General features: G+C 60.2%; 18 protein-coding genes and 2 tRNA genes. 19 read left to right on the forward strand and 1 reads right to left on the reverse strand.

Going from position 1 to position 21,359, the window contains the following annotated elements:
* The first annotated feature begins 124 nt into the window (after positions 1 to 124).
* From carA to UW3_RS0113230, 4 genes are all read left to right on the forward strand, one after another.
* Positions 125 to 1,261 (forward strand): glutamine-hydrolyzing carbamoyl-phosphate synthase small subunit, encoded by a 1,137-nt coding sequence (gene carA, locus UW3_RS0113215; protein ID WP_010222969.1) that lies wholly within the window; start codon positions 125 to 127, stop codon positions 1,259 to 1,261.
* A gap of 106 nt (positions 1,262 to 1,367) precedes the next feature.
* Complete coding sequence (carB, locus tag UW3_RS0113220) at positions 1,368 to 4,589, forward strand: carbamoyl-phosphate synthase large subunit (RefSeq protein ID WP_010222970.1); 3,222 nt, start codon at positions 1,368 to 1,370, stop codon at positions 4,587 to 4,589.
* Entirely contained in the window at positions 4,586 to 5,068 is a 483-nt protein-coding gene (gene greA / locus UW3_RS0113225) for a transcription elongation factor GreA (protein ID WP_010222971.1), read from the forward strand. The genes carB and greA overlap by 4 nt, the downstream gene beginning before the upstream one ends.
* A complete protein-coding gene (locus tag UW3_RS0113230) occupies positions 5,046 to 5,492 on the forward strand; it encodes an MFS transporter (protein ID WP_174242310.1) in 447 nt (148 codons plus the stop codon). The genes greA and UW3_RS0113230 overlap by 23 nt, the downstream gene beginning before the upstream one ends.
* Positions 5,493 to 5,504: 12 nt before the next feature.
* Here the strand turns inward: UW3_RS0113230 and yhbY are convergent, their stop codons facing one another.
* Entirely contained in the window at positions 5,505 to 5,813 is a 309-nt protein-coding gene (gene yhbY / locus UW3_RS0113235; protein ID WP_010222973.1) for a ribosome assembly RNA-binding protein YhbY, read from the reverse strand.
* A gap of 100 nt (positions 5,814 to 5,913) precedes the next feature.
* Here yhbY and rlmE point away from each other — a divergent pair, with 100 nt between their 5' ends.
* The 15 genes from rlmE to pnp all read left to right on the forward strand — a co-directional run bounded on the left by rlmE (position 5,914) and on the right by pnp (position 21,255).
* Complete coding sequence (gene rlmE, locus UW3_RS0113240) at positions 5,914 to 6,537, forward strand: 23S rRNA (uridine(2552)-2'-O)-methyltransferase RlmE (protein ID WP_010222974.1); 624 nt, start codon at positions 5,914 to 5,916, stop codon at positions 6,535 to 6,537.
* Positions 6,538 to 6,749: 212 nt separating this feature from the next.
* The gene (ftsH, locus tag UW3_RS0113245; RefSeq protein ID WP_010222975.1) at positions 6,750 to 8,657 is read left to right on the forward strand and encodes an ATP-dependent zinc metalloprotease FtsH; all 1,908 of its coding nucleotides are present in this window, start codon (positions 6,750 to 6,752) and stop codon (positions 8,655 to 8,657) included.
* Between the two features lie 8 nt (positions 8,658 to 8,665).
* Positions 8,666 to 9,517, forward strand: a complete 852-nt coding sequence (gene folP / locus UW3_RS0113250) for a dihydropteroate synthase (protein WP_010222976.1) — start codon at positions 8,666 to 8,668, stop codon at positions 9,515 to 9,517.
* A gap of 16 nt (positions 9,518 to 9,533) precedes the next feature.
* Positions 9,534 to 10,874: a phosphoglucosamine mutase gene (gene glmM, locus UW3_RS0113255; protein ID WP_010222977.1), complete on the forward strand. Its 1,341-nt coding sequence runs from the start codon at positions 9,534 to 9,536 to the stop codon at positions 10,872 to 10,874.
* 66 nt (positions 10,875 to 10,940) lie between these two features.
* Positions 10,941 to 11,696: a triose-phosphate isomerase gene (tpiA, locus tag UW3_RS0113260; RefSeq protein ID WP_010222978.1), complete on the forward strand. Its 756-nt coding sequence runs from the start codon at positions 10,941 to 10,943 to the stop codon at positions 11,694 to 11,696.
* 3 nt (positions 11,697 to 11,699) lie between these two features.
* Positions 11,700 to 12,086: a preprotein translocase subunit SecG gene (gene secG / locus UW3_RS0113265; protein WP_010222979.1), complete on the forward strand. Its 387-nt coding sequence runs from the start codon at positions 11,700 to 11,702 to the stop codon at positions 12,084 to 12,086.
* A 19-nt stretch (positions 12,087 to 12,105) separates the two neighbouring features.
* A tRNA-Leu gene (locus tag UW3_RS0113270) sits at positions 12,106 to 12,191 on the forward strand.
* 97 nt (positions 12,192 to 12,288) lie between these two features.
* A tRNA-Met gene (locus UW3_RS0113275) sits at positions 12,289 to 12,365 on the forward strand.
* Positions 12,366 to 12,494: 129 nt separating this feature from the next.
* On the forward strand, positions 12,495 to 12,953 hold the full coding sequence (rimP, locus tag UW3_RS0113280; protein WP_010222980.1) for a ribosome maturation factor RimP: 459 nt from the start codon (positions 12,495 to 12,497) through the stop codon (positions 12,951 to 12,953).
* A 59-nt stretch (positions 12,954 to 13,012) separates the two neighbouring features.
* Positions 13,013 to 14,494 (forward strand): transcription termination factor NusA, encoded by a 1,482-nt coding sequence (gene nusA, locus UW3_RS0113285; protein ID WP_010222981.1) that lies wholly within the window; start codon positions 13,013 to 13,015, stop codon positions 14,492 to 14,494.
* Positions 14,495 to 14,521: 27 nt separating this feature from the next.
* Positions 14,522 to 17,032, forward strand: a complete 2,511-nt coding sequence (infB, locus tag UW3_RS0113290; RefSeq protein ID WP_010222982.1) for a translation initiation factor IF-2 — start codon at positions 14,522 to 14,524, stop codon at positions 17,030 to 17,032.
* Between the two features lie 121 nt (positions 17,033 to 17,153).
* The gene (rbfA, locus tag UW3_RS0113295) at positions 17,154 to 17,555 is read left to right on the forward strand and encodes a 30S ribosome-binding factor RbfA (protein ID WP_010222983.1); all 402 of its coding nucleotides are present in this window, start codon (positions 17,154 to 17,156) and stop codon (positions 17,553 to 17,555) included.
* A gap of 3 nt (positions 17,556 to 17,558) precedes the next feature.
* A complete protein-coding gene (truB, locus tag UW3_RS0113300) occupies positions 17,559 to 18,476 on the forward strand; it encodes a tRNA pseudouridine(55) synthase TruB (RefSeq protein ID WP_010222984.1) in 918 nt (305 codons plus the stop codon).
* Positions 18,477 to 18,629: 153 nt separating this feature from the next.
* Positions 18,630 to 18,899, forward strand: coding sequence for a 30S ribosomal protein S15 (gene rpsO, locus UW3_RS0113305; protein WP_010222985.1), 270 nt, complete (start codon positions 18,630 to 18,632; stop codon positions 18,897 to 18,899).
* A gap of 250 nt (positions 18,900 to 19,149) precedes the next feature.
* A complete protein-coding gene (pnp, locus tag UW3_RS0113310) occupies positions 19,150 to 21,255 on the forward strand; it encodes a polyribonucleotide nucleotidyltransferase (protein ID WP_010222986.1) in 2,106 nt (701 codons plus the stop codon).
* Positions 21,256 to 21,359 lie beyond the last annotated feature (104 nt).

Below are 21,359 nucleotides of genomic sequence, written 5' to 3' on the forward strand. Positions count from 1 at the left end.
TTAGTGTGTCCACTAAAAGCGCGCAGATAATTCGACGAAGAAAGCGGGGTGACGTGTCTATACGTCATTCCGCTTTTTTGCAACCTGCGATCGCCCCTTCAGGCTAGATTTACGGGAGGTCTTCTTGACTAAGCCAGCCATACTCGCCCTTGCTGATGGCAGCATTTTTCGCGGTGAAGCCATTGGAGCCGACGGTCAGACCGTTGGTGAGGTGGTGTTTAACACCGCAATGACCGGCTATCAGGAAATCCTGACTGACCCTTCCTATGCGCAGCAAATCGTTACTCTGACGTACCCGCACATCGGCAACACCGGCACCACGCCGGAAGACGCCGAATCCGACCGCGTCTGGTCGGCTGGTCTGGTGATTCGCGACCTGCCTCTGATCGCGAGCAACTGGCGCAACAAGCAATCCCTGCCTGATTACCTCAAGGCCAACAACGTGGTGGCGATCGCGGGTATCGATACCCGTCGCCTGACCCGCATCCTGCGTGAGAAGGGCGCGCAGAACGGCTGCATCCTGGCCGGCGACAACATCAGCGAAGAGGCGGCAATCGCCGCTGCTCGCGGTTTCCCGGGCCTGAAGGGCATGGACCTGGCAAAAGTCGTCAGCACCAAGAGCAGCTACGAATGGCGCTCCAGCGTCTGGGAGCTGAAGACCGACAGCCACGCCACCATTGAAGCCGCCGAGCTGCCGTACCACGTGGTGGCCTACGACTTCGGCGTCAAGCTGAACATCCTGCGCATGCTGGTTGCCCGCGGCTGCCGCCTGACCGTAGTGCCGGCGCAAACTCCGGCCAGCGAAGTCCTGGCGCTCAATCCTGATGGTGTGTTCCTGTCCAACGGCCCTGGCGATCCGGAGCCTTGCGACTACGCGATCCAGGCGATCAAGGACATCCTCGAAACCGAGATCCCGGTGTTCGGCATTTGCCTGGGTCACCAGCTGCTGGCCCTGGCCTCCGGTGCCAAGACCGTGAAAATGGGTCATGGTCACCACGGCGCCAACCACCCGGTCCAGGACCTGGACACCGGTGTGGTGATGATCACCAGCCAGAACCACGGCTTTGCGGTTGACGAAGCGACCCTGCCGGGCAACGTGCGTGCCATCCACAAGTCGCTGTTCGACGGTACCCTGCAGGGTATCGAGCGTACCGACAAGAGCGCGTTCAGCTTCCAGGGCCACCCTGAAGCCAGCCCGGGCCCGACCGACGTCGCGCCACTGTTCGACCGTTTCATCGATGCCATGGCCAAGCGCCGCTGAGCATCTGGCGAGAAGGCCCTGGACCGGTGCAAGCCGCGTTCAGGTGCCGCCCCCAAGATTGTTCAATGCGGCTTGCCGACTGACCTGCGGAATTGAGTGACAACCCATGCCAAAACGTACAGACATTAAAAGCATCCTGATTCTCGGCGCTGGCCCGATCGTGATCGGCCAGGCCTGCGAATTCGACTACTCCGGCGCCCAGGCGTGCAAAGCCCTGCGCGAAGAGGGCTATCGCGTCATCCTGGTGAACTCCAACCCGGCGACCATCATGACCGACCCGGCCATGGCTGATGCGACCTACATCGAACCGATCAAGTGGCAGACCGTTGCCAAGATCATCGAAAAAGAGCGCCCTGACGCGCTGCTGCCGACCATGGGTGGCCAGACTGCCCTGAACTGCGCCCTGGACCTGGAACGCGAAGGCATCCTGGAAAAGTTCGGCGTGGAAATGATCGGCGCCAACGCCGACACCATCGACAAGGCTGAAGACCGTTCGCGATTCGACACCGCCATGAAGGCCATTGGCCTTGAGTGCCCGCGTTCCGGTATCGCCCACAGCATGGAAGAGGCCAACGCGGTCCTCGAGAAGCTCGGCTTCCCGTGCATCATCCGTCCGTCCTTCACCATGGGCGGCACCGGTGGCGGCATCGCCTACAACCGTGAAGAATTCGAAGAAATCTGCGCCCGTGGTCTGGACCTGTCGCCAACCAAGGAACTGCTGATCGACGAATCGCTGATCGGCTGGAAAGAGTACGAGATGGAAGTGGTCCGCGACAAAAAGGACAACTGCATCATTGTCTGCTCGATCGAAAACTTCGACCCGATGGGTGTGCACACCGGTGACTCGATCACCGTGGCGCCGGCACAGACCCTGACCGACAAGGAATACCAGATCATGCGCAACGCCTCGCTGGCGGTGCTGCGTGAAATCGGTGTCGAAACCGGCGGTTCCAACGTGCAGTTCGGTATCTGCCCGGACACCGGCCGCATGGTCGTGATCGAAATGAACCCACGGGTTTCGCGTTCCTCGGCCCTGGCGTCGAAAGCCACCGGCTTCCCGATCGCCAAGATCGCCGCCAAGCTGGCTGTCGGTTACACCCTCGACGAACTGCAGAACGACATCACCGGCGGCCGTACCCCGGCGTCCTTCGAGCCGTCGATCGACTATGTCGTCACCAAGCTGCCGCGTTTCGCCTTCGAGAAATTCCCGAAAGCCGACGCCCGCCTGACTACCCAGATGAAATCCGTGGGTGAAGTCATGGCCATCGGCCGGACCTTCCAGGAGTCGCTGCAGAAAGCCCTGCGCGGCCTTGAAGTCGGCGTGAGCGGCCTGGACCCGAAAGTCGACCTGGCCAGCCCTGACGCTGCCAGCATCCTCAAGCGCGAGCTGACCGTACCGGGCGCCGAGCGCATCTGGTACGTCGCCGACGCCATGCGTTCGGGCATGACCTGCGACGAAATCTTCGCCCTGACCGGTATCGACCACTGGTTCCTGGTGCAGATGGAAGACCTGATCAAGGACGAAGAGAAGGTCAAGACCCTGGCCCTGTCGGCGATCGACAAGGACCTGATGCTGCGCCTCAAGCGCAAGGGCTTCTCCGACCAGCGCCTGGCCAAGCTGCTGGGCATCACCGACAAGAACCTGCGTCGTCACCGTCACAAGCTGGAAGTGTTCCCGGTCTACAAGCGCGTTGACACCTGCGCGGCCGAGTTCGCCACCGATACCGCCTACCTGTACTCGACCTATGAGGAAGAGTGCGAGGCCAATCCGTCGACCCGCGACAAGATCATGATCCTGGGTGGCGGCCCTAACCGTATCGGCCAGGGCATCGAGTTCGACTACTGCTGCGTACACGCGGCACTGGCCCTGCGTGAAGACGGTTACGAGACCATCATGGTCAACTGCAACCCGGAAACCGTCTCCACCGACTACGACACCTCCGACCGCCTGTACTTCGAGCCGCTGACCCTGGAAGACGTGCTGGAAGTGGTTCGTGTCGAGAAGCCGAAAGGCGTGATCGTCCACTACGGCGGCCAGACCCCGTTGAAACTGGCTCGTGCCCTGGAAGAAGCCGGCGTGCCGATCATCGGTACCAGCCCGGACGCCATCGACCGCGCCGAAGACCGCGAGCGTTTCCAGCAGATGGTTCAGCGCCTGAATCTGCTGCAGCCACCAAACGCCACCGTGCGCAGCGAAGACGAAGCCATCCGCGCCGCCGGCATCATCGGCTACCCGCTGGTTGTGCGCCCGTCCTACGTACTGGGCGGCCGCGCCATGGAGATCGTCTACGAGCTGGACGAGCTCAAGCGTTACCTGCGTGAAGCGGTGCAAGTGTCCAACGACAGCCCGGTGCTGCTCGACCACTTCCTCAACTGCGCCATCGAGATGGACGTGGATGCGGTCTGCGACGGCACCGACGTGGTGATCGGCGCAATCATGCAGCACATCGAGCAGGCCGGTGTTCACTCCGGTGACTCGGCGTGCTCGCTGCCACCGTACTCGCTGCCGGCCCATGTTCAGGACGAAGTCCGCGAACAGGTCAAGAAAATGGCCCTGGAACTGGGCGTTGTCGGCCTGATGAACGTGCAGCTGGCCCTGCAGGGCGACAAGATCTACGTGATCGAAGTCAACCCGCGCGCCTCGCGCACCGTGCCGTTCGTCTCCAAGTGCATTGGCACTTCGCTGGCGATGATTGCCGCGCGGGTCATGGCCGGCAAGAGCCTCAAGGAAATCGGCTTCACCAAGGAAATCATTCCTAACTTCTACAGCGTCAAGGAAGCGGTGTTCCCGTTCGCCAAGTTCCCGGGTGTTGACCCGATCCTCGGCCCTGAGATGAAATCCACCGGTGAGGTCATGGGTGTCGGCGACAGCTTCGGTGAAGCGTTTGCCAAGGCCCAGATGGGCGCCAGCGAAGTGCTGCCGACTGGCGGTACCGCATTCATCAGCGTGCGTGACGACGACAAGCCACAAGTGGCTGGCGTTGCCCGCGACCTGATCGCCCTGGGCTTCGAAGTGGTCGCCACCGTCGGTACCGCCAAGGTCATTGAAGCGGCTGGCTTGAAAGTGCGTCGCGTGAACAAGGTGACCGAAGGTCGTCCGCACGTGGTCGACATGATCAAGAACGACGAAGTGTCGTTGATCATCAACACCACCGAAGGTCGCCAGTCGATTGCCGACTCCTACTCGATTCGTCGCAATGCGTTGCAGCACAAGATTTACTGCACCACCACCATTGCGGCCGGTGAAGCCATCTGCGAAGCGCTGAAATTTGGTCCTGAAAAGACCGTTCGCCGCTTGCAGGATCTGCATGCAGGACTCAACGCATGAGCATTACCAAATACCCGATGACCGTCCAGGGCGCTCGCGCCCTGGAGGAAGAGCACCTGTTCCTGAGCAAGACCGAGCGTCCGCGCCTGAGCCAGGCCATTGGTGAGGCTCGCGAGCTGGGCGATCTCAAGGAAAACGCCGAGTACCACGCTGCCCGCGAAGAGCAGGGGATGGTCGAGGCGCGTATTCGCGATATCGAAGGCCGTCTGCAGAACTCGGTCGTGATCGACGTCACCACCATTGCCCACACCGGCAAGGTGATCTTCGGCACCACCGTGGACCTGGAAAACACCGAGACCGGCGAGCAGGTGACTTACCAGATCGTTGGTGAGGACGAAGCCGACGTCAAGCAGGGCAAGCTCTCGGTCGGTGCTCCGATCGCCCGTGCCATCATTGGCAAGGAAGAGGGTGATGCCGTGGTGATCAAGACGCCAAGCGGTACGGTCGAGTACGAGATTGTCGAAGTCAAACACATCTGACCGTCGCCGGGGCTTTGCTGCCGCCCCGGCAATCTGGCAGCTGACCCAGGTACTCTGGGTTGGCGGCCTGTGGATGCTGCATTTCGGTCTGCTGCCGGCGTTGGGCCAGATTGGCCTGGCGCCGCTGTTGATCGAGGATATCGGTAGCCTGATGGCATCGTTGCTGGTGGCGTTTGCGGCGTTTTGCGCAGGCGTGCAGGCGCTGGTGCTGATTCAGGCGCAGGGCCTGTCCAGTCTGTGGCGGGACATGCGGGGGCAGTTGTTGTCGATGGTGATGCTGGCGTGCGTGGTGTATTTCGCGTTGCGCGTGGGCATGCCGGGGGAACTGCGCTGGCAGCTGTTCTGTTACCTGGTGCTGGGCCTGACCGGCTTGCTGCTGGTCATGCAGCCCGTGCCGGGCAGGGCGCGCAAGGCGCGCCACTGACCGGGGCGAACATCACTTGTAACGGTGGATGTTCGACAACTGCTTGTTCGGTTGCGGATTGCGGCGATAGATCAGCGCCTTCTTGCCGATGGTCTGTACCAGTTCGGCGCGGCCGGCCTTGCACAGCGCGGCAATTGCGGCGGCACGCTCTTCGCGGTCTTCGGAGCGAATCTCGACCTTGATCAGTTCGTGATCGACCAGGGCGCGTTCGAGTTCGGCGATAACCCCTTCAGTCAGCCCATTGCCTGCCACAATCAGAACTGGTTTCAGGTCGTGGCCAATGGATTTGTACTGTTTCTTCTGCTCGTTATTGAGCGGCATAATCTGACCCTTTGTCTGATTCTGTAAAAATGGCGGCCATTTTACCCGAGGGCCCGTGGATCCGCCCAGTTAATCACGACCCTTATCATCGAGGTGCCCAATGGCGCGTTCCAAGACAAGCCTTGGCTGGCTGAAAGAACACTTCAACGATCCTTACGTTAAAAAGGCGCAAAAGGACGGTTATCGCTCGCGTGCGAGCTACAAATTGCTGGAAATCCAGGAAAAGTACCGGATTATCCGCCCTGGTATGAGCGTCGTCGACCTGGGTGCGGCCCCGGGTGGCTGGTCGCAGGTGACCAGTCGTCTGATTGGTGGTCAGGGGCGTTTGATCGCTTCCGACATCCTGGAAATGGACAGCATTCCTGACGTTACCTTCATCCAGGGGGACTTTACCCAGGACGAAGTGCTGGCGCAGATCCTCGAGGCGGTGGGTAATTCGCACGTAGACCTTGTGATTTCCGATATGGCCCCCAATATGAGTGGTACGCCTGCCGTGGATATTCCCAAGGCCATGTTTCTCTGTGAGCTGGCCCTTGATCTGGCGACCCGGGTGCTCAAGCCGGGTGGTGATTTCCTGATCAAGATTTTCCAGGGCGAAGGGTTTGACGTATACCTCAAGGACGCTCGTCAGAAATTCGACAAGGTCCAGATGCTCAAGCCTGATTCTTCGCGGGACCGCTCCCGCGAACAGTACTTGCTGGCGAGGGGTTACCGCGGCGAGTAGGGCGTCAGGCCGGCGGCTTTCAGGGTATCCGATAGTTTTTTCCAATCGGCTCTCCTGCCTGACCTGGATGAACATCGTGTAGTCTAGGTTTCACAAAGGGTTACAGACGGCGCCTGCAGATGTGTAGGTTATGTAGTAAGTTAAGCCGGTGAATATCATGCGAGGCACGGCTGCGCCGTCAGCCGGCTTCAGAGGGTAGCTAATTGAACGATATGGCAAAGAACTTGATCCTGTGGTTGATCATCGCGGCTGTCCTGGTGACAGTGATGAACAACTTCTCCAGCCCGAATGAGCCGCAGACCCTCAACTATTCCGACTTCATTCAGCAGGTCAAGGATGGCAAGGTCGAGCGCGTTGCGGTCGACGGCTACGTCATTACCGGTAAACGTACCGATGGCGACAGCTTCAAGACCATCCGTCCGGCCATTCAGGACAACGGCCTGATCGGTGACCTGGTCGACAACCACGTCGTGGTCGAAGGCAAACAGCCAGAGCAGCAGAGCATCTGGACCCAACTGCTGGTCGCCAGCTTCCCGATCCTGGTCATCATTGCCGTATTCATGTTCTTCATGCGCCAGATGCAAGGCGGTGCCGGTGGCAAGGGCGGGCCGATGAGCTTCGGCAAGAGCAAGGCGCGCCTGCTGTCTGAAGATCAGGTGAAAACCACCCTGGCCGACGTTGCCGGCTGCGACGAAGCCAAGGAAGAAGTCGGCGAACTGGTCGAATTCCTGCGCGATCCGGGCAAGTTCCAGCGCCTGGGCGGTCGTATTCCTCGCGGTGTACTCATGGTTGGCCCGCCAGGTACCGGTAAGACCCTGATAGCCAAGGCTATTGCCGGCGAAGCCAAGGTGCCGTTCTTCACCATCTCCGGTTCCGACTTCGTCGAGATGTTCGTCGGTGTCGGTGCCAGCCGTGTTCGCGATATGTTCGAGCAGGCCAAGAAACACGCACCGTGCATCATCTTCATCGACGAGATCGACGCCGTCGGTCGCCATCGTGGCGCCGGCATGGGTGGCGGTCACGACGAGCGCGAGCAGACCCTCAACCAGTTGCTGGTTGAGATGGACGGCTTCGAAATGAACGACGGTATCATCGTCATCGCCGCGACCAACCGTCCGGACGTCCTCGACCCGGCGCTGCTGCGTCCAGGCCGCTTCGACCGTCAGGTCGTCGTTGGCTTGCCGGATATCCGCGGTCGTGAGCAGATCCTCAAGGTACACATGCGCAAGGTGCCGATTGGCGAGAACGTCAATCCAGCCGTGATTGCCCGTGGTACTCCAGGCTTCTCCGGTGCCGACCTCGCCAACCTGGTCAACGAAGCGTCGCTGTTCGCTGCCCGTGGTGGCAAGCGCGTCGTCGAGATGAAAGAGTTCGAACTGGCCAAAGACAAGATCATGATGGGCGCCGAGCGCAAGACCATGGTCATGTCCGAGAAAGAGAAGCGCAATACCGCCTTCCACGAAGCCGGCCATGCCATTGTTGGCCGTGTGGTGCCCGAGCATGACCCGGTGTACAAGGTCTCGATCATTCCGCGTGGCCGGGCACTGGGTGTCACCATGTTCCTGCCGGAGGAAGACCGTTACAGCCTGTCCAAGCGCGCACTGATCAGCCAGATCTGCTCGCTGTACGGTGGCCGTATCGCCGAAGAGATGACCCTGGGCTTCGATGGCGTCACCACCGGTGCCTCCAACGACATCATGCGTGCCAGTCAGATCGCCCGCAACATGGTCACCAAGTGGGGCCTGTCGGAAAAACTCGGTCCGCTGATGTATGCCGAAGAAGAGGGTGAGGTGTTCCTGGGCCGCAGTGCCGGTTCCCAGCACGCCAGTGTCTCCGGTGAGACCGCCAAGTTGATCGACTCGGAAGTACGCAGCATCATTGACCAGTGCTACGCCACGGCCAAGCAGATCCTCACCGAAAACCGCGACAAGCTCGACGCCATGGCCGATGCGCTGATGAAGTACGAGACCATCGATGCCGATCAGATCGACGACATCATGGCTGGTCGCGAGCCACGCGAGCCGCGTGACTGGGAAGGTGGATCGGGCACTCCAGGCGCCTCTGCTCCGCAGAGCGATCGCCCTGAGTCGCCGATCGGCGGTCCAGCGGCGCAAGTCTAAGGGCACATATGACTTCACAGCAGTACCCGACCCGGTTGCCTTGCGGCAACCGGGTTCTTGATTTGTCCCGTACCCATGTCATGGGTATCCTCAATATCACCCCCGATTCCTTCTCCGATGGCGGCCGCTTCACCCAGCGTGACGCAGCCTTGCGCCACGCCGAAGCGATGGTGGCTGCCGGTGCGACCCTGGTCGATGTCGGTGGCGAGTCCACTCGCCCCGGCGCGCGTGCGGTGTCGGCGCTTGAAGAGCTGGAGCGCGTCGCGCCGATCGTCGAAGCGATCAATCGTGAGCTGGATGTGATCATCTCGGTCGATACCTCGACGCCAGCGGTTATCCGCGAATCGGCCAGGCTCGGTGCCGGGCTGATCAACGATGTGCGCTCGCTCAGCCGTGATGGTGCCCTGGATGCCGCAGCAGCCACCGGCTTGCCGGTGTGCCTGATGCATATGCGTGGCGAGCCGGGCGACATGCAGGACAATCCGCATTACGAGGATGTCACCGCCGAGGTGGCGAACTACCTTGAAGAGCGTATGGCTGCGTGTGCGGCAGTCGGCATCGAAGCCGGGCGGATCATCCTCGATCCAGGCTTCGGCTTCGCCAAGACCCTGGCGCACAACCTCAGCCTGTTCAAGCACATGGAAGCACTTTACCGGTTGGGGCGTCCCTTGCTGGTAGGTGTTTCGCGCAAGAGCATGATCGGCCTGGCCCTGGGCCGTCCGGTCGGAGAACGGCTCTATGGCAGCCTTGCCCTGGCTGCGCTGGCGATGACCAAGGGCGCGAGCATATTGCGCGTTCACGATGTCGCCGAAACCGCCGATGTAGTGCGGATGATTGCTGCGGTGCAAGCCGCCGAATAAGAGTGATGGAGCATCTATGAGCAGAAAATATTTTGGTACCGACGGTATTCGTGGCCGTGTCGGCGAATACCCCATCACCCCTGACTTCATGCTCAAGCTTGGCTGGGCGGCGGGCATGGCCTTTCGCAGGCAGGGTGCCTGCCGGGTACTGGTCGGCAAAGACACGCGAATTTCCGGTTACATGTTTGAATCGGCGCTTGAAGCCGGGCTGTCAGCGGCGGGCGCCGATGTGATGTTGCTCGGGCCGATGCCGACCCCGGCCATCGCCTACCTGACCCGTACCTTCCATGCCGAAGCGGGCATCGTTATCAGTGCTTCGCACAATCCCCATGACGACAACGGCATCAAGTTCTTCTCCGGGCAGGGTACCAAGCTGCCGGACGAAGTCGAGCTGATGATCGAGGAGCTGCTCGACCAGCCGATGACCGTGGTCGAATCGAGCAAGCTGGGCAAGGTCTCGCGCATCAACGATGCGGCTGGGCGTTACATCGAATTCTGCAAGAGCAGCGTGCCGAGCAGCACTGATTTTGCCGGCCTCAAGCTGGTGGTCGACTGCGCCCACGGCGCTACCTACAAGGTCGCGCCGAGCGTGTTCCGCGAATTGGGTGCTGATGTCACCGTGCTCTCAGCGCAGCCTGATGGCCTGAACATCAACGAGAACTGCGGTTCGACCCACATCGAGTCGCTGCAGGCGGCGGTGCTGGTGGGCCATGCCGACCTCGGCATCGCCTTCGACGGCGACGGTGACCGGGTGCTGATGGTCGATCACACCGGCGCCATCGTCGATGGCGACGAGCTGCTGTTCATCATCGCCCGTGACCTGCATGAGCGCGGCAAGCTGCAGGGCGGGGTGGTGGGCACCCTGATGAGCAACCTGGGGCTGGAGCTGGCCCTGAAGGATCTCGACATCCCGTTCGTGCGCGCCAAGGTCGGTGACCGCTACGTGATGGCCGAGCTGCTGGAGCGCGACTGGGTCATCGGTGGCGAGAACTCCGGGCACGTGGTGTGCTGCAACCACACCACCACCGGTGATGCGATCATCGCCGCGCTGCAGGTGCTGATGGCCCTCAAGCGCCGCGAAGAAACCCTGGCCCAGGCCCGTCAGGCCCTGCGCAAGTGCCCGCAGGTGCTGATCAACGTGCGCTTTGGTGCGAGCAAGGTCGACCCGCTGGAGCATCCAGCGGTCAAGGACGCCAGTGCCAAGGTTACCGAGGCACTGGCCGGTCGTGGCCGTGTGCTGCTGCGCAAGTCCGGGACAGAGCCTCTGGTGCGGGTAATGGTCGAAGGCGAGGATGAAAATCAGGTTCGCGGCCACGCCGAAGCCCTGGCAAAACTGGTAAGTGAAGTTTGCGTTTGAATTACGCTTGCCAGAGGTGATCGGGTTGGGTAACATCTGCGCCCTCTTTGACCGACGAGGTACAGCATGCGTCGCCCTATGGTAGCTGGTAACTGGAAGATGCACGGTACCCGCGCCAGCGTCGCTGAGCTGATCAAGGGCTTGAGTAATCTCGCCCTGCCGAGCGGTGTCGAGGTCGCGGTGTTTCCCCCCGCCCTGTACATCAATCAGGTAATTGATGGCGTACAAGGCAAGGCGATCGCCGTCGGCGCTCAGAATTCTGCGGTACAGCCTGAGCAAGGCGCACTGACCGGTGAAATTGCACCGAGTCAACTGGCCGAGGCAGGTTGCGAGCTGGTACTGATTGGGCACTCCGAGCGCCGCCAGATCATTGGCGAGAACGACGAAGTCCTCAATCGCAAGTTCGCTGCGGCACAGGCTTGTGGTTTGAAGCCGGTGCTCTGTGTAGGGGAAACCCTCGAAGAGCGCGAAGCGGGTAAAACGCTTGAGATTGTCGGGCGTCAGCTGGACAGCGTCATCGAAGCGTTCGGTGTCGAAGTCTTCGCCAGTGCGGTGATTGCCTATGAGCCTGTATGGGCCATCGGCACAGGGCTGACGGCCTCGCCACAGCAGGCTCAGGATGTGCATAAGGCCATTCGCGAGCAGCTGGCGGCAAAGAACCCGGAAGTCGCAGCGAGTGTGCGGCTTCTATACGGCGGCAGCGTGAAGGCGGCCAATGCGGCTGAACTGTTCGGCATGCCGGATATCGATGGGGGCCTGATTGGTGGGGCTTCCCTGAACGCAGACGAATTCGGTGCAATTTGTCGCGCCGCAGGAAACTGAAAAATGCTGGAAACAGTGATCGTTGTTTTGCATCTGTTGGGCGCGCTGGGTTTGGTAGTGCTGGTGTTGCTGCAACAGGGTAAAGGTGCGGAAGCGGGTGCATCTTTCGGCGCAGGTGCTTCAAATACTGTGTTCGGAAGCCAAGGTTCTGCTACCTTTCTGAGTAAGTTTACTGCTATACTAGCTGCCTCTTTCTTCTTAACTGCTCTTGGGTTAGGATACTTTGCTAAGGAGAAAGCTCAAGAGCTGACTCAAGTAGGGTTACCAGATCCAGCGGTCTTGGAAGTGAAGCAGCAAAAACCGGCAACAGATGATGTACCGGTGCTCCAGGAGCAGAAGAGCGAAGCCACTAAGACTGGCGATGTTCCTCCCGCTCAAGAGCAGAAGTAACGGGTTTCAAAGTAGTATTGCCGAGGTGGTGGAATTGGTAGACACGCAACCTTGAGGTGGTTGTGCCCATAGGGTGTAGGGGTTCGAGTCCCCTTCTCGGTACCAATTGAAACAAGACAGCCCGCTACAGCGGGCTTTCTTGTAGGTGGAGGTTAGATTGACCCTGTCGGGGTTCGGTCGTATACTTTCGCCCCAGCTTTGTCGCGGGGTGGAGCAGTCTGGTAGCTCGTCGGGCTCATAACCCGAAGGTCGTTGGTTCAAATCCAGCCCCCGCAACCAGTTTCAGCGGAGCCCCTTTTGCAGGGGCTTTTTCTTGGCTGAACAGTCATAACGCCGGTATTCAACGGCGTATCAGGGATGGGCGCTTTGCCCATTTTTTATTTGCATAGCATGCACGAGGGGGTTCAGGTGTCGAGCAAGCTAGAACAGTTGCAGGCCTTGTTGGCCCCGGTGGTCGAGGCTCTTGGCTATCAATGCTGGGGGATCGAATTCATCTCTCAAGGCAAACATTCGGTCCTGCGGATTTACATCGATAAAGAAGATGGCGTGCTGGTTGATGACTGCGCAAAAGTCAGTCACCAGGCCAGTGCGATCCTCGATGTCGAAGACCCGATTACGTCCGAATATACCCTTGAAGTGTCCTCTCCTGGCATGGATCGCCCGCTGTTCACCTTGGAACAGTTTGCTTCGCATGCCGGCGAACAAGTGAAGATCAAGCTGCGTACGCCCTTTGAAGGTCGTCGTAACTTTCAGGGCCTTCTCCGTGGCGTGGAGGATCAGGATGTTGTGGTCCAGGTAGACAACAACGAATTCCTGTTGCCGATCGATTCGATCGACAAGGCCAACATTATTCCCAGTTTTGACTGAGACGTGCCGGATCCCGCGGACCGCGCGGATCCAATGGCTTGCGAAAGGCGAGGCGTACGATGAGCAAAGAAGTACTGCTGGTTGTTGAGTCGGTATCCAACGAAAAGGGCGTACCGGCCGGCGTGATTTTTGAAGCGCTGGAAGTGGCTCTGGCCACTGCAACCAAAAAACGTTTTGACGACGAAGTCGACCTGCGTGTGGAAATCAACCGCCACACCGGTAGCTACGAAACCTTCCGTCGCTGGACTGTCGTCGAAGAAAAGGATCTGGACGATCCGGCGATCGAAGTGTGGCCAGCGAAGATTCAGGACACCCATCCTGAAGCTAAAGTCGGTGACGTGATCGAAGAAAAGATCGAGTCGATCGAGTTCGGCCGCATTGCCGCCCAGACCGCCAAGCAAGTCATCGTCCAGAAGGTCCGTGAAGCCGAGCGCGCTCAGGTGGTAGATGCCTACCGCGAGCGTCTGGGCGAGATCATCTCCGGTACCGTCAAGAAGGTCACCCGTGACAATGTCATCGTTGACCTGGGCAACAACGCCGAAGCGTTGCTGGCCCGTGAAGACATCATCTCCCGCGAGACTTTCCGTGTGGGTGTGCGCCTGCGTGCACTGCTCAAGGAAATCCGCACCGAGAACCGCGGCCCGCAGTTGATCCTGTCGCGTACCGCGCCACAGATGCTGATCGAACTGTTCCGCATCGAAGTGCCGGAAATCGCCGAGGGCCTGATCGAAGTCATGGCCGCGTCCCGTGATCCGGGTTCGCGCGCCAAGATCGCCGTGCGCTCCAAGGACAAACGCATCGATCCGCAAGGTGCCTGTATCGGCATGCGCGGTTCGCGTGTCCAGGCCGTGTCCGGCGAACTGGGTGGTGAGCGTGTGGATATCGTCCTCTGGGACGACAACCCTGCACAATTCGTCATCAACGCCATGTCGCCGGCTGAAGTCGCGGCGATCATCGTCGATGAAGATGCCCACGCCATGGACATCGCGGTGGGTGCCGACAACCTGGCCCAGGCGATTGGCCGTGGTGGCCAGAACGTGCGCCTGGCCAGTCAGTTGACCGGCTGGACCCTGAACGTGATGACCGAATCGGACATCCAGGCCAAGCAGCAAGCTGAAACCGGTGACATCCTGCGCAACTTCATCGACGAGCTGGAAGTCGACGAAGAGCTGGCACAGGTGCTGGTCGATGAAGGCTTCACCAGCCTGGAAGAGATTGCCTACGTACCGCTGGAAGAAATGCTCAACATCGACGGCTTTGACGAAGACATCGTCAACGAGCTTCGTGCTCGCGCCAAGGATCGCCTGTTGACCAAAGCCATCGCTACTGAGGAAAAGCTGGCAGACGCCCATCCGGCCGAAGACCTGCTCTCGCTTGAGGGTATGGACAAGGATTTGGCGATGGAACTGGCGGTGCGCGGCGTAGTTACCCGCGAAGACCTGGCCGAGCAGTCGATTGATGACCTGCTCGACATCGACGGCATCGACCAAGAGCGTGCCGGCAAGTTGATCATGGCCGCCCGAGCCCACTGGTTCGAGTAATTAGGCGCGGCCTGAGGAGAGAAGTGCATGACGCAAGTCACGGTGAAAGAATTGGCCCAAGAGGTCGCTGCACCGGTAGAGCGCCTGCTGCAGCAGATGCGTGAGGCAGGTCTGCCGCACACCGACGCCGGTCAGGTAGTGACCGACAATGAGAAGCAGGCATTGCTGGCTCATTTGAAGAGCAGCCACAAGGCAAAAGTGGAAGAGCCGCGCAAGATCACCTTGCAGCGCAAAACCACCAGCACCCTGCGTGTCGCCGGTAGCAAGAGCATCAGCGTAGAAGTACGCAAGAAGAAAGTATTCGTTCAGCGCAGCCCGGAAGAAATCCAGGCCGAGCAGAAGCGCGAGCTGGAAGAGCGCCGTGCAGCCGAAAACGCTGCCCGTGAAAAAGCCGATGCCGAAGCACGTCAGCGTGCCGAGGAAGAAGCCCGTCGTCAGCCAGCCGCTGCGAACGCCGCACCGGCTGCTGCCGCGCCGGCTCCGGCTCCGGCTGCCGCGCCAGTGATCGACGCCGCCGATGCCGCACCGGCACCGGTTGCCGAGCGCAAGAAAGACGACGTCCGTCGCAGCGACAAGTCGCGTGACGACGAGCGTCGTGGCGGCGAGCGCCGTAACGAAGCGCCGCGCGTTTCGGTCAAGGTCAAGGAAAAGGAAAAGGCGCCAACCCCGCGTGCCGCTCCGCGTACCACCGACGAAGAAAGCGATGGCTTCCGTCGTGGTGGCCGTGGCAAGGGCAAGCCGAAGAAGCGCAACGCCCATGGCTTCCAGAACCCGACCGGTCCGGTTATCCGCGACGTCCAGATCGGCGAGACCATTACCGTCTCCGACCTGGCCCAGCAGATGTCGGTCAAGGCCGCTGAAGTCGTCAAGTTCATGTTCAAGCTGGGCACTCCGGTGACCATCAACCAGGTGCTCGACCAGGAGACCGCTCAACTGGTCGCCGAAGAGCTGGGCCACAAGGTCACCCTGGTCAGCGATACCGCCCTGGAAGATTCCCTGGCCGAATCGCTGAAGTTCGAAGGTGAAGCCTTCGCCCGTGCGCCGGTCGTGACCGTAATGGGCCACGTTGACCACGGTAAGACTTCGCTGCTCGACTACATCCGTCGTGCCAAGGTGGCCGCTGGCGAAGCCGGTGGTATTACCCAGCACATCGGTGCCTACCACGTGGAAACCGACCGCGGCATGGTCACCTTCCTCGACACCCCTGGTCACGCCGCGTTTACCGCCATGCGTGCCCGTGGTGCCAAGGCGACCGACATCGTGATCCTGGTGGTCGCGGCGGACGACGGCGTGATGCCGCAAACCCGCGAAGCGGTCCAGCACGCCAAGGCTGCCGGTGTTCCGCTGGTCGTTGCGGTGAACAAGATCGACAAGCCGGGTGCCGACCTCGATCGCATCCGTAACGAACTGGCCGTCGAAGGCGTCACTTCCGAGGACTGGGGTGGAGACACGCCGTTCGTCAAGGTGTCGGCGAAGATGGGTACCGGTGTCGACGAACTGCTCGAAGCCGTCCTGCTGCAAGCCGAGATCCTCGAGCTCAAGGCCACTCCATCGGCCCCGGGTCGTGGTGTGGTGGTCGAGTCGCGTCTGGACAAGGGCCGCGGCCCGGTGGCTACCGTGCTGGTTCAGGACGGTACCCTGCGTCAGGGCGACATGGTCCTGTGCGGTTCGAACTACGGCCGTGTACGGGCCATGCTCGACGAAAACGGCAAGACTGTTAAAGAAGCCGGCCCGTCGATCCCGGTCGAGATCCTCGGCCTGGATGGCACCCCGGACGCCGGTGACGAGCTGTCGGTAGTGGCTGACGAGAAGAAAGCCCGTGAAGTTGCCCTGTTCCGTCAAGGCAAGTTCCGCGAGGTCAAACTGGCTCGCGCTCACGCTGGCAAACTCGAGAACATCTTCGAGAACATGGGCCAGGAAGAGAAGAAGACCCTCAACATCGTGCTCAAGTCCGATGTTCGTGGTTCTCTCGAGGCCCTGCAGGGCTCCCTGAGCGGCCTGGGCAACGACGAAGTACAGGTTCGCGTGATCGGTGGCGGTGTCGGTGGTATCACCGAGAGCGACGCCAACCTGGCCCTGGCTTCCAATGCAGTACTGTTCGGCTTCAACGTGCGTGCCGATGCCGGCGCGCGCAAGATCGTCGAGCAGGAAGGTCTGGATATGCGTTACTACAACGTGATCTACGACATCATTGAAGACGTCAAGAAAGCCCTGACCGGTATGCTCGGCAGCGATGTTCGCGAGAACATCCTGGGTATCGCCGAAGTGCGTGACGTGTTCCGTTCGCCGAAGTTCGGCGCCATCGCCGGCTGTATGGTCGTCGAGGGTGTGGTCTACCGCAACCGTCCGATCCGCGTACTGCGCGAGGACGTGGTGATCTTCGAAGGCGAGCTGGAATCGCTGCGTCGTTTCAAGGACGATGCGTCCGAAGTACGTGCCGGCATGGAATGCGGTATCGGCGTCAAGAGCTACAACGACGTCAAGGTCGGCGACAAGATCGAAGTCTTCGAGAAAGTCCAAGTGGCTCGTACGCTCTAAGCCGCGAGCATGGGAACCGCCAATCGCCCGCCCCAGGGCGCCGCTTGGCGGCTCTGAACGCAACGCCCGGTCCGGCTCTAGCCTGGCCGGGCGTTTGCCGCTTTAGTTACAGGTAGCAAAAATGGCAAAAGAATATAGCCGTACCCAACGCATCGGCGATCAGATCCAGCGTGAGCTGGCCCAGTTGATCCGTCGTGAAGTCAAAGACCCGCGCGTCGGCGTGGTCACCATTACCGCTGTGGATGTCAGCCGCGATGTCGGCCATGCCAAGGTGTTCATCACCTCCATGGGCCAGGAAGGCGCGGAAGACATCAAGCAGACCCTCAAAGTGCTCAACGGCGCGGCCAGTTTCCTGCGTGTGCACCTGGGCAAGGAAATGCAACTGCGCAGCGTGCCGCAACTGCATTTCCACTATGACGAAAGCATCAGTCGCGGTGCCCACCTGTCGGCACTGATCGAGCGCGCCGTCGCCGAAGACAAGCTGCACCAGGCTTCCGACACGCCCCTGGACACCAAGGAGTAAGCGGTGGCTCAGGTCAAGCGTATCCGTCGTAACGTCAGCGGCATCATCCTGCTCGACAAGCCGTTGGGGTTCACCTCCAACGCCGCCCTGCAGAAGGTCCGCTGGCTGCTCAACGCCGAAAAGGCCGGGCACACTGGTAGCCTCGATCCACTGGCCAGCGGCGTGCTGCCGCTGTGCTTTGGTGAGGCGACCAAGTTCTCGCAGTACCTGCTCGATTCCGACAAGGGCTACGAGACGGTCATGCAACTGGGTCAGACCACCACCACGGGCGATGCCGAAGGTGAAGTGCTGAAAACCCGTGACGTGACCGTTGGTCGCGCCGATATCGAAGCGGTTTTGCCACAATTTCGTGGTCAAATCAGTCAGATACCGCCGATGTACTCGGCCCTCAAGCGCGACGGTCAGCCACTGTACAAGCTCGCCCGTGCAGGTGAAGTAGTGGAGCGCGAGGCGCGTTCTGTTACTATTAACCGCTTGGAATTGCTCGAGTGCGAAGGCACCCGTGTTCGGCTGTCAGTCGGCTGCAGCAAAGGCACCTACATCCGCACTCTGGTCGAGGATATCGGCGAGGTGCTCGGTTGCGGAGCCTATGTCGCTGAACTGCGCCGTACGCACGCCGGTCCTTTCGAGCTGGCCCAGACCGTGACCCTCGAAGAACTCGAAGCGGTCCACGCCGAAGGTGGCAACGAAGCAGTCGATCGCTTCCTGATGCCATCGGACAGCGGTCTGCTGGACTGGCCACTGTTGCAGTTCTCCGAGCACAGTGCGTTCTACTGGCTCAATGGTCAGCCGGTCAGAGCCCCCGACGCGCCGAAGTTCGGCATGGTCCGGGTACAGGATCACAACGGTCGCTTCATCGGTATCGGTGAAGTGAGCGAAGACGGGCGCATCGCGCCTCGTCGCTTGATTCGGTCAGAATGATCGAAACCTTCAGCGTCAGGTTCAGGCCCGGCACTGGTGGTAAAGAGGATGGCTGTTAATAGGCACGGTCACGCCTCACTTTATGAATACAGGGAGCAGTCCCTGGCCTATTGGAAACCGTTTGTTCGGTTTCCCTTGATTTGGAGAAGCCAGATGGCACTCAGCGTTGAAGAAAAAGCAAAGATCGTTGGCGAATACCAGCAAGCCGCCGGTGACACCGGTAGCCCGGAAGTGCAGGTTGCTCTGCTGACCGCCAACATCAACAAGCTGCAAGGCCACTTCAAGGCCAACGGCAAAGACCACCACTCCCGTCGTGGTCTGATCCGCATGGTTAACCAGCGTCGCAAGCTGCTGGACTACCTGAAAGGCAAGGACACCACTCGTTACAGCGCCCTGATCGGTCGTCTGGGTCTGCGTCGCTAATAGCGGCCTGGCCAGTGGTGTGCACGGCGTGCTGCAGTCACCAGGCGGAGCCTTTGGCCCCCGTGCTGGTGAGCACGCCTTGTGTATCTATGAGGTTGGCTGTCTGTCTCGCCTGAGCGGTTTACCGCGAGGGCAGGGCAGGCTCCCAACCTCTAGTTTTATCTGGACTGCCAACAGGGCCGATTCCCTGTGCTGCCCAAGAATTCGCAAGAACCAGTTCCCCCAGAGCCACTGAAAAAGGTAGGAAACCGTGAACCCGGTAATCAAGAAATTCCAGTTCGGTCAATCGACCGTTACCCTCGAGACGGGCCGTATTGCTCGTCAAGCGTCCGGCGCCGTATTGGTCACCGTCGACAACGATGTCACCGTACTGGTGACCGTGGTCGGTGCCAAACAGGCCGATCCAGGCAAAGGCTTCTTCCCCCTGTCCGTTCACTATCAGGAAAAGACCTACGCCGCCGGCAAGATCCCTGGTGGTTTCTTCAAGCGTGAAGGCCGTCCTTCCGAGAAAGAAACCCTGACCTCGCGTCTGATCGACCGTCCGATCCGTCCGCTGTTCCCAGAAGGCTTCATGAACGAAGTGCAGGTTGTCTGCACCGTCGTTTCCACCAGCAAGAAGACCGATCCGGACATCGCTGCGATGATCGGTACCTCGGCTGCCCTGGCCATCTCCGGCATTCCGTTCGAAGGCCCGATCGGCGCTGCCCGTGTTGCTTTCCACGAAAGCACCGGCTACCTGCTGAACCCGACCTACGAGCAACTGGCTGCCTCGAGCCTGGACATGGTCGTTGCCGGTACCTCCGACGCCGTGCTGATGGTTGAATCGGAAGCCAAAGAGCTGACCGAAGACCAGATGCTGGGCGCCGTACTGTTTGCCCACGATGAATTCCAGGCTGTGATCCAGGCTGTCAAAGAGCTGGCCGCCGAAGCTGCCAAGCCGACCTGGGACTGGAAGCCAGCCGCTGCCAACACCGAACTGCTGAACGCCATCCGTGGTGAATTCGGTGCTGCGGTTTCCGACGCCTACACCATCACCGTCAAGGCTGACCGTTACGCTCGCCTGGGCGAACTGCGCGAGCAAGTGATCGCCAAGTTCTCCGGTGAAGAAGGTCAACCTTCGGCTTCCGAAGTCAAAGAGATCTTCGGCGAAATCGAATACCGCACCGTTCGCGAAAACATCGTTAACGGCAAGCCACGTATCGATGGCCGTGACACCAAGACCGTACGTCCGCTGAACATCGAAGTCGGTGTACTGCCAAAGACCCACGGTTCGGCGCTGTTCACCCGCGGCGAAACCCAGGCCCTGGTCGTTGCGACCCTGGGTACTGCCCGTGACGCGCAACTGCTGGACACCCTCGAAGGCGAGAAGAAAGACCCCTTCATGCTGCACTACAACTTCCCGCCGTTCTCGGTGGGCGAGTGTGGTCGCATGGGCGGTGCTGGCCGTCGCGAAATCGGTCACGGCCGTCTGGCCCGTCGTTCGGTCCAGGCCATGCTGCCTGCCGCCGACGTGTTCCCGTACACCATTCGCGTCGTATCGGAAATCACCGAATCCAACGGTTCGAGCTCCATGGCTTCGGTCTGTGGTGCTTCCCTGGCCCTGATGGACGCTGGTGTACCGATGAAGGCACCGGTTGCCGGTATCGCCATGGGTCTGGTTAAAGAAGGCGAGAAATTCGCCGTCCTGACCGACATCCTCGGTGACGAAGACCACCTGGGCGACATGGACTTCAAGGTAGCCGGTACCGCCAAAGGTGTTACCGCGCTGCAGATGGACATCAAGATCAACGGCATCACCGAAGAGATCATGGAAATCGCCCTGGGCCAGGCCCTGGAAGCGCGCCTGAACATCCTCGGCCAGATGAACCAGATCATTGGTCAGTCCCGTAGCGAACTGTCGGAAAACGCTCCGACCATGATCGCCATGAAGATCGACACCGACAAGATCCGTGACGTCATCGGTAAAGGCGGCGCGACCATCCGTGCCATCTGCGAAGAAACCAAGGCTTCGATCGATATCGAAGACGACGGCTCGATCAAGATCTTCGGCGAGACCAAAGACGCTGCTGAAGCTGCGCGTCAGCGTGTTCTGAGCATCACTGCCGAGGCCGAGATCGGCAAGATCTACGTCGGTAAGGTCGAGCGCATCGTTGACTTCGGTGCCTTCGTCAACATCCTGCCTGGCAAGGACGGTCTGGTTCACATCTCCATGCTGAGCGATGCTCGTGTTGAGAAAGTGACCGACATCCTCAAAGAAGGTCAGGAAGTTGAAGTACTGGTACTGGACGTGGACAACCGCGGCCGTATCAAGCTGTCGATCAAGGATGTTGCCGCTGCCAAGGCATCCGGCGTCTAAGAACGTAGCGTAAGAAAAAGGACCCCTCGGGGTCCTTTTTTTATGCCTGTAGGCATTGTCTTGCGGACTTGCATCTTGCATGCAGGATTTTGCCACTGCGTGCA

Source organism: Pseudomonas donghuensis (genome assembly GCF_000259195.1).
Lineage (GTDB): Bacteria > Pseudomonadota > Gammaproteobacteria > Pseudomonadales > Pseudomonadaceae > Aquipseudomonas > Aquipseudomonas donghuensis.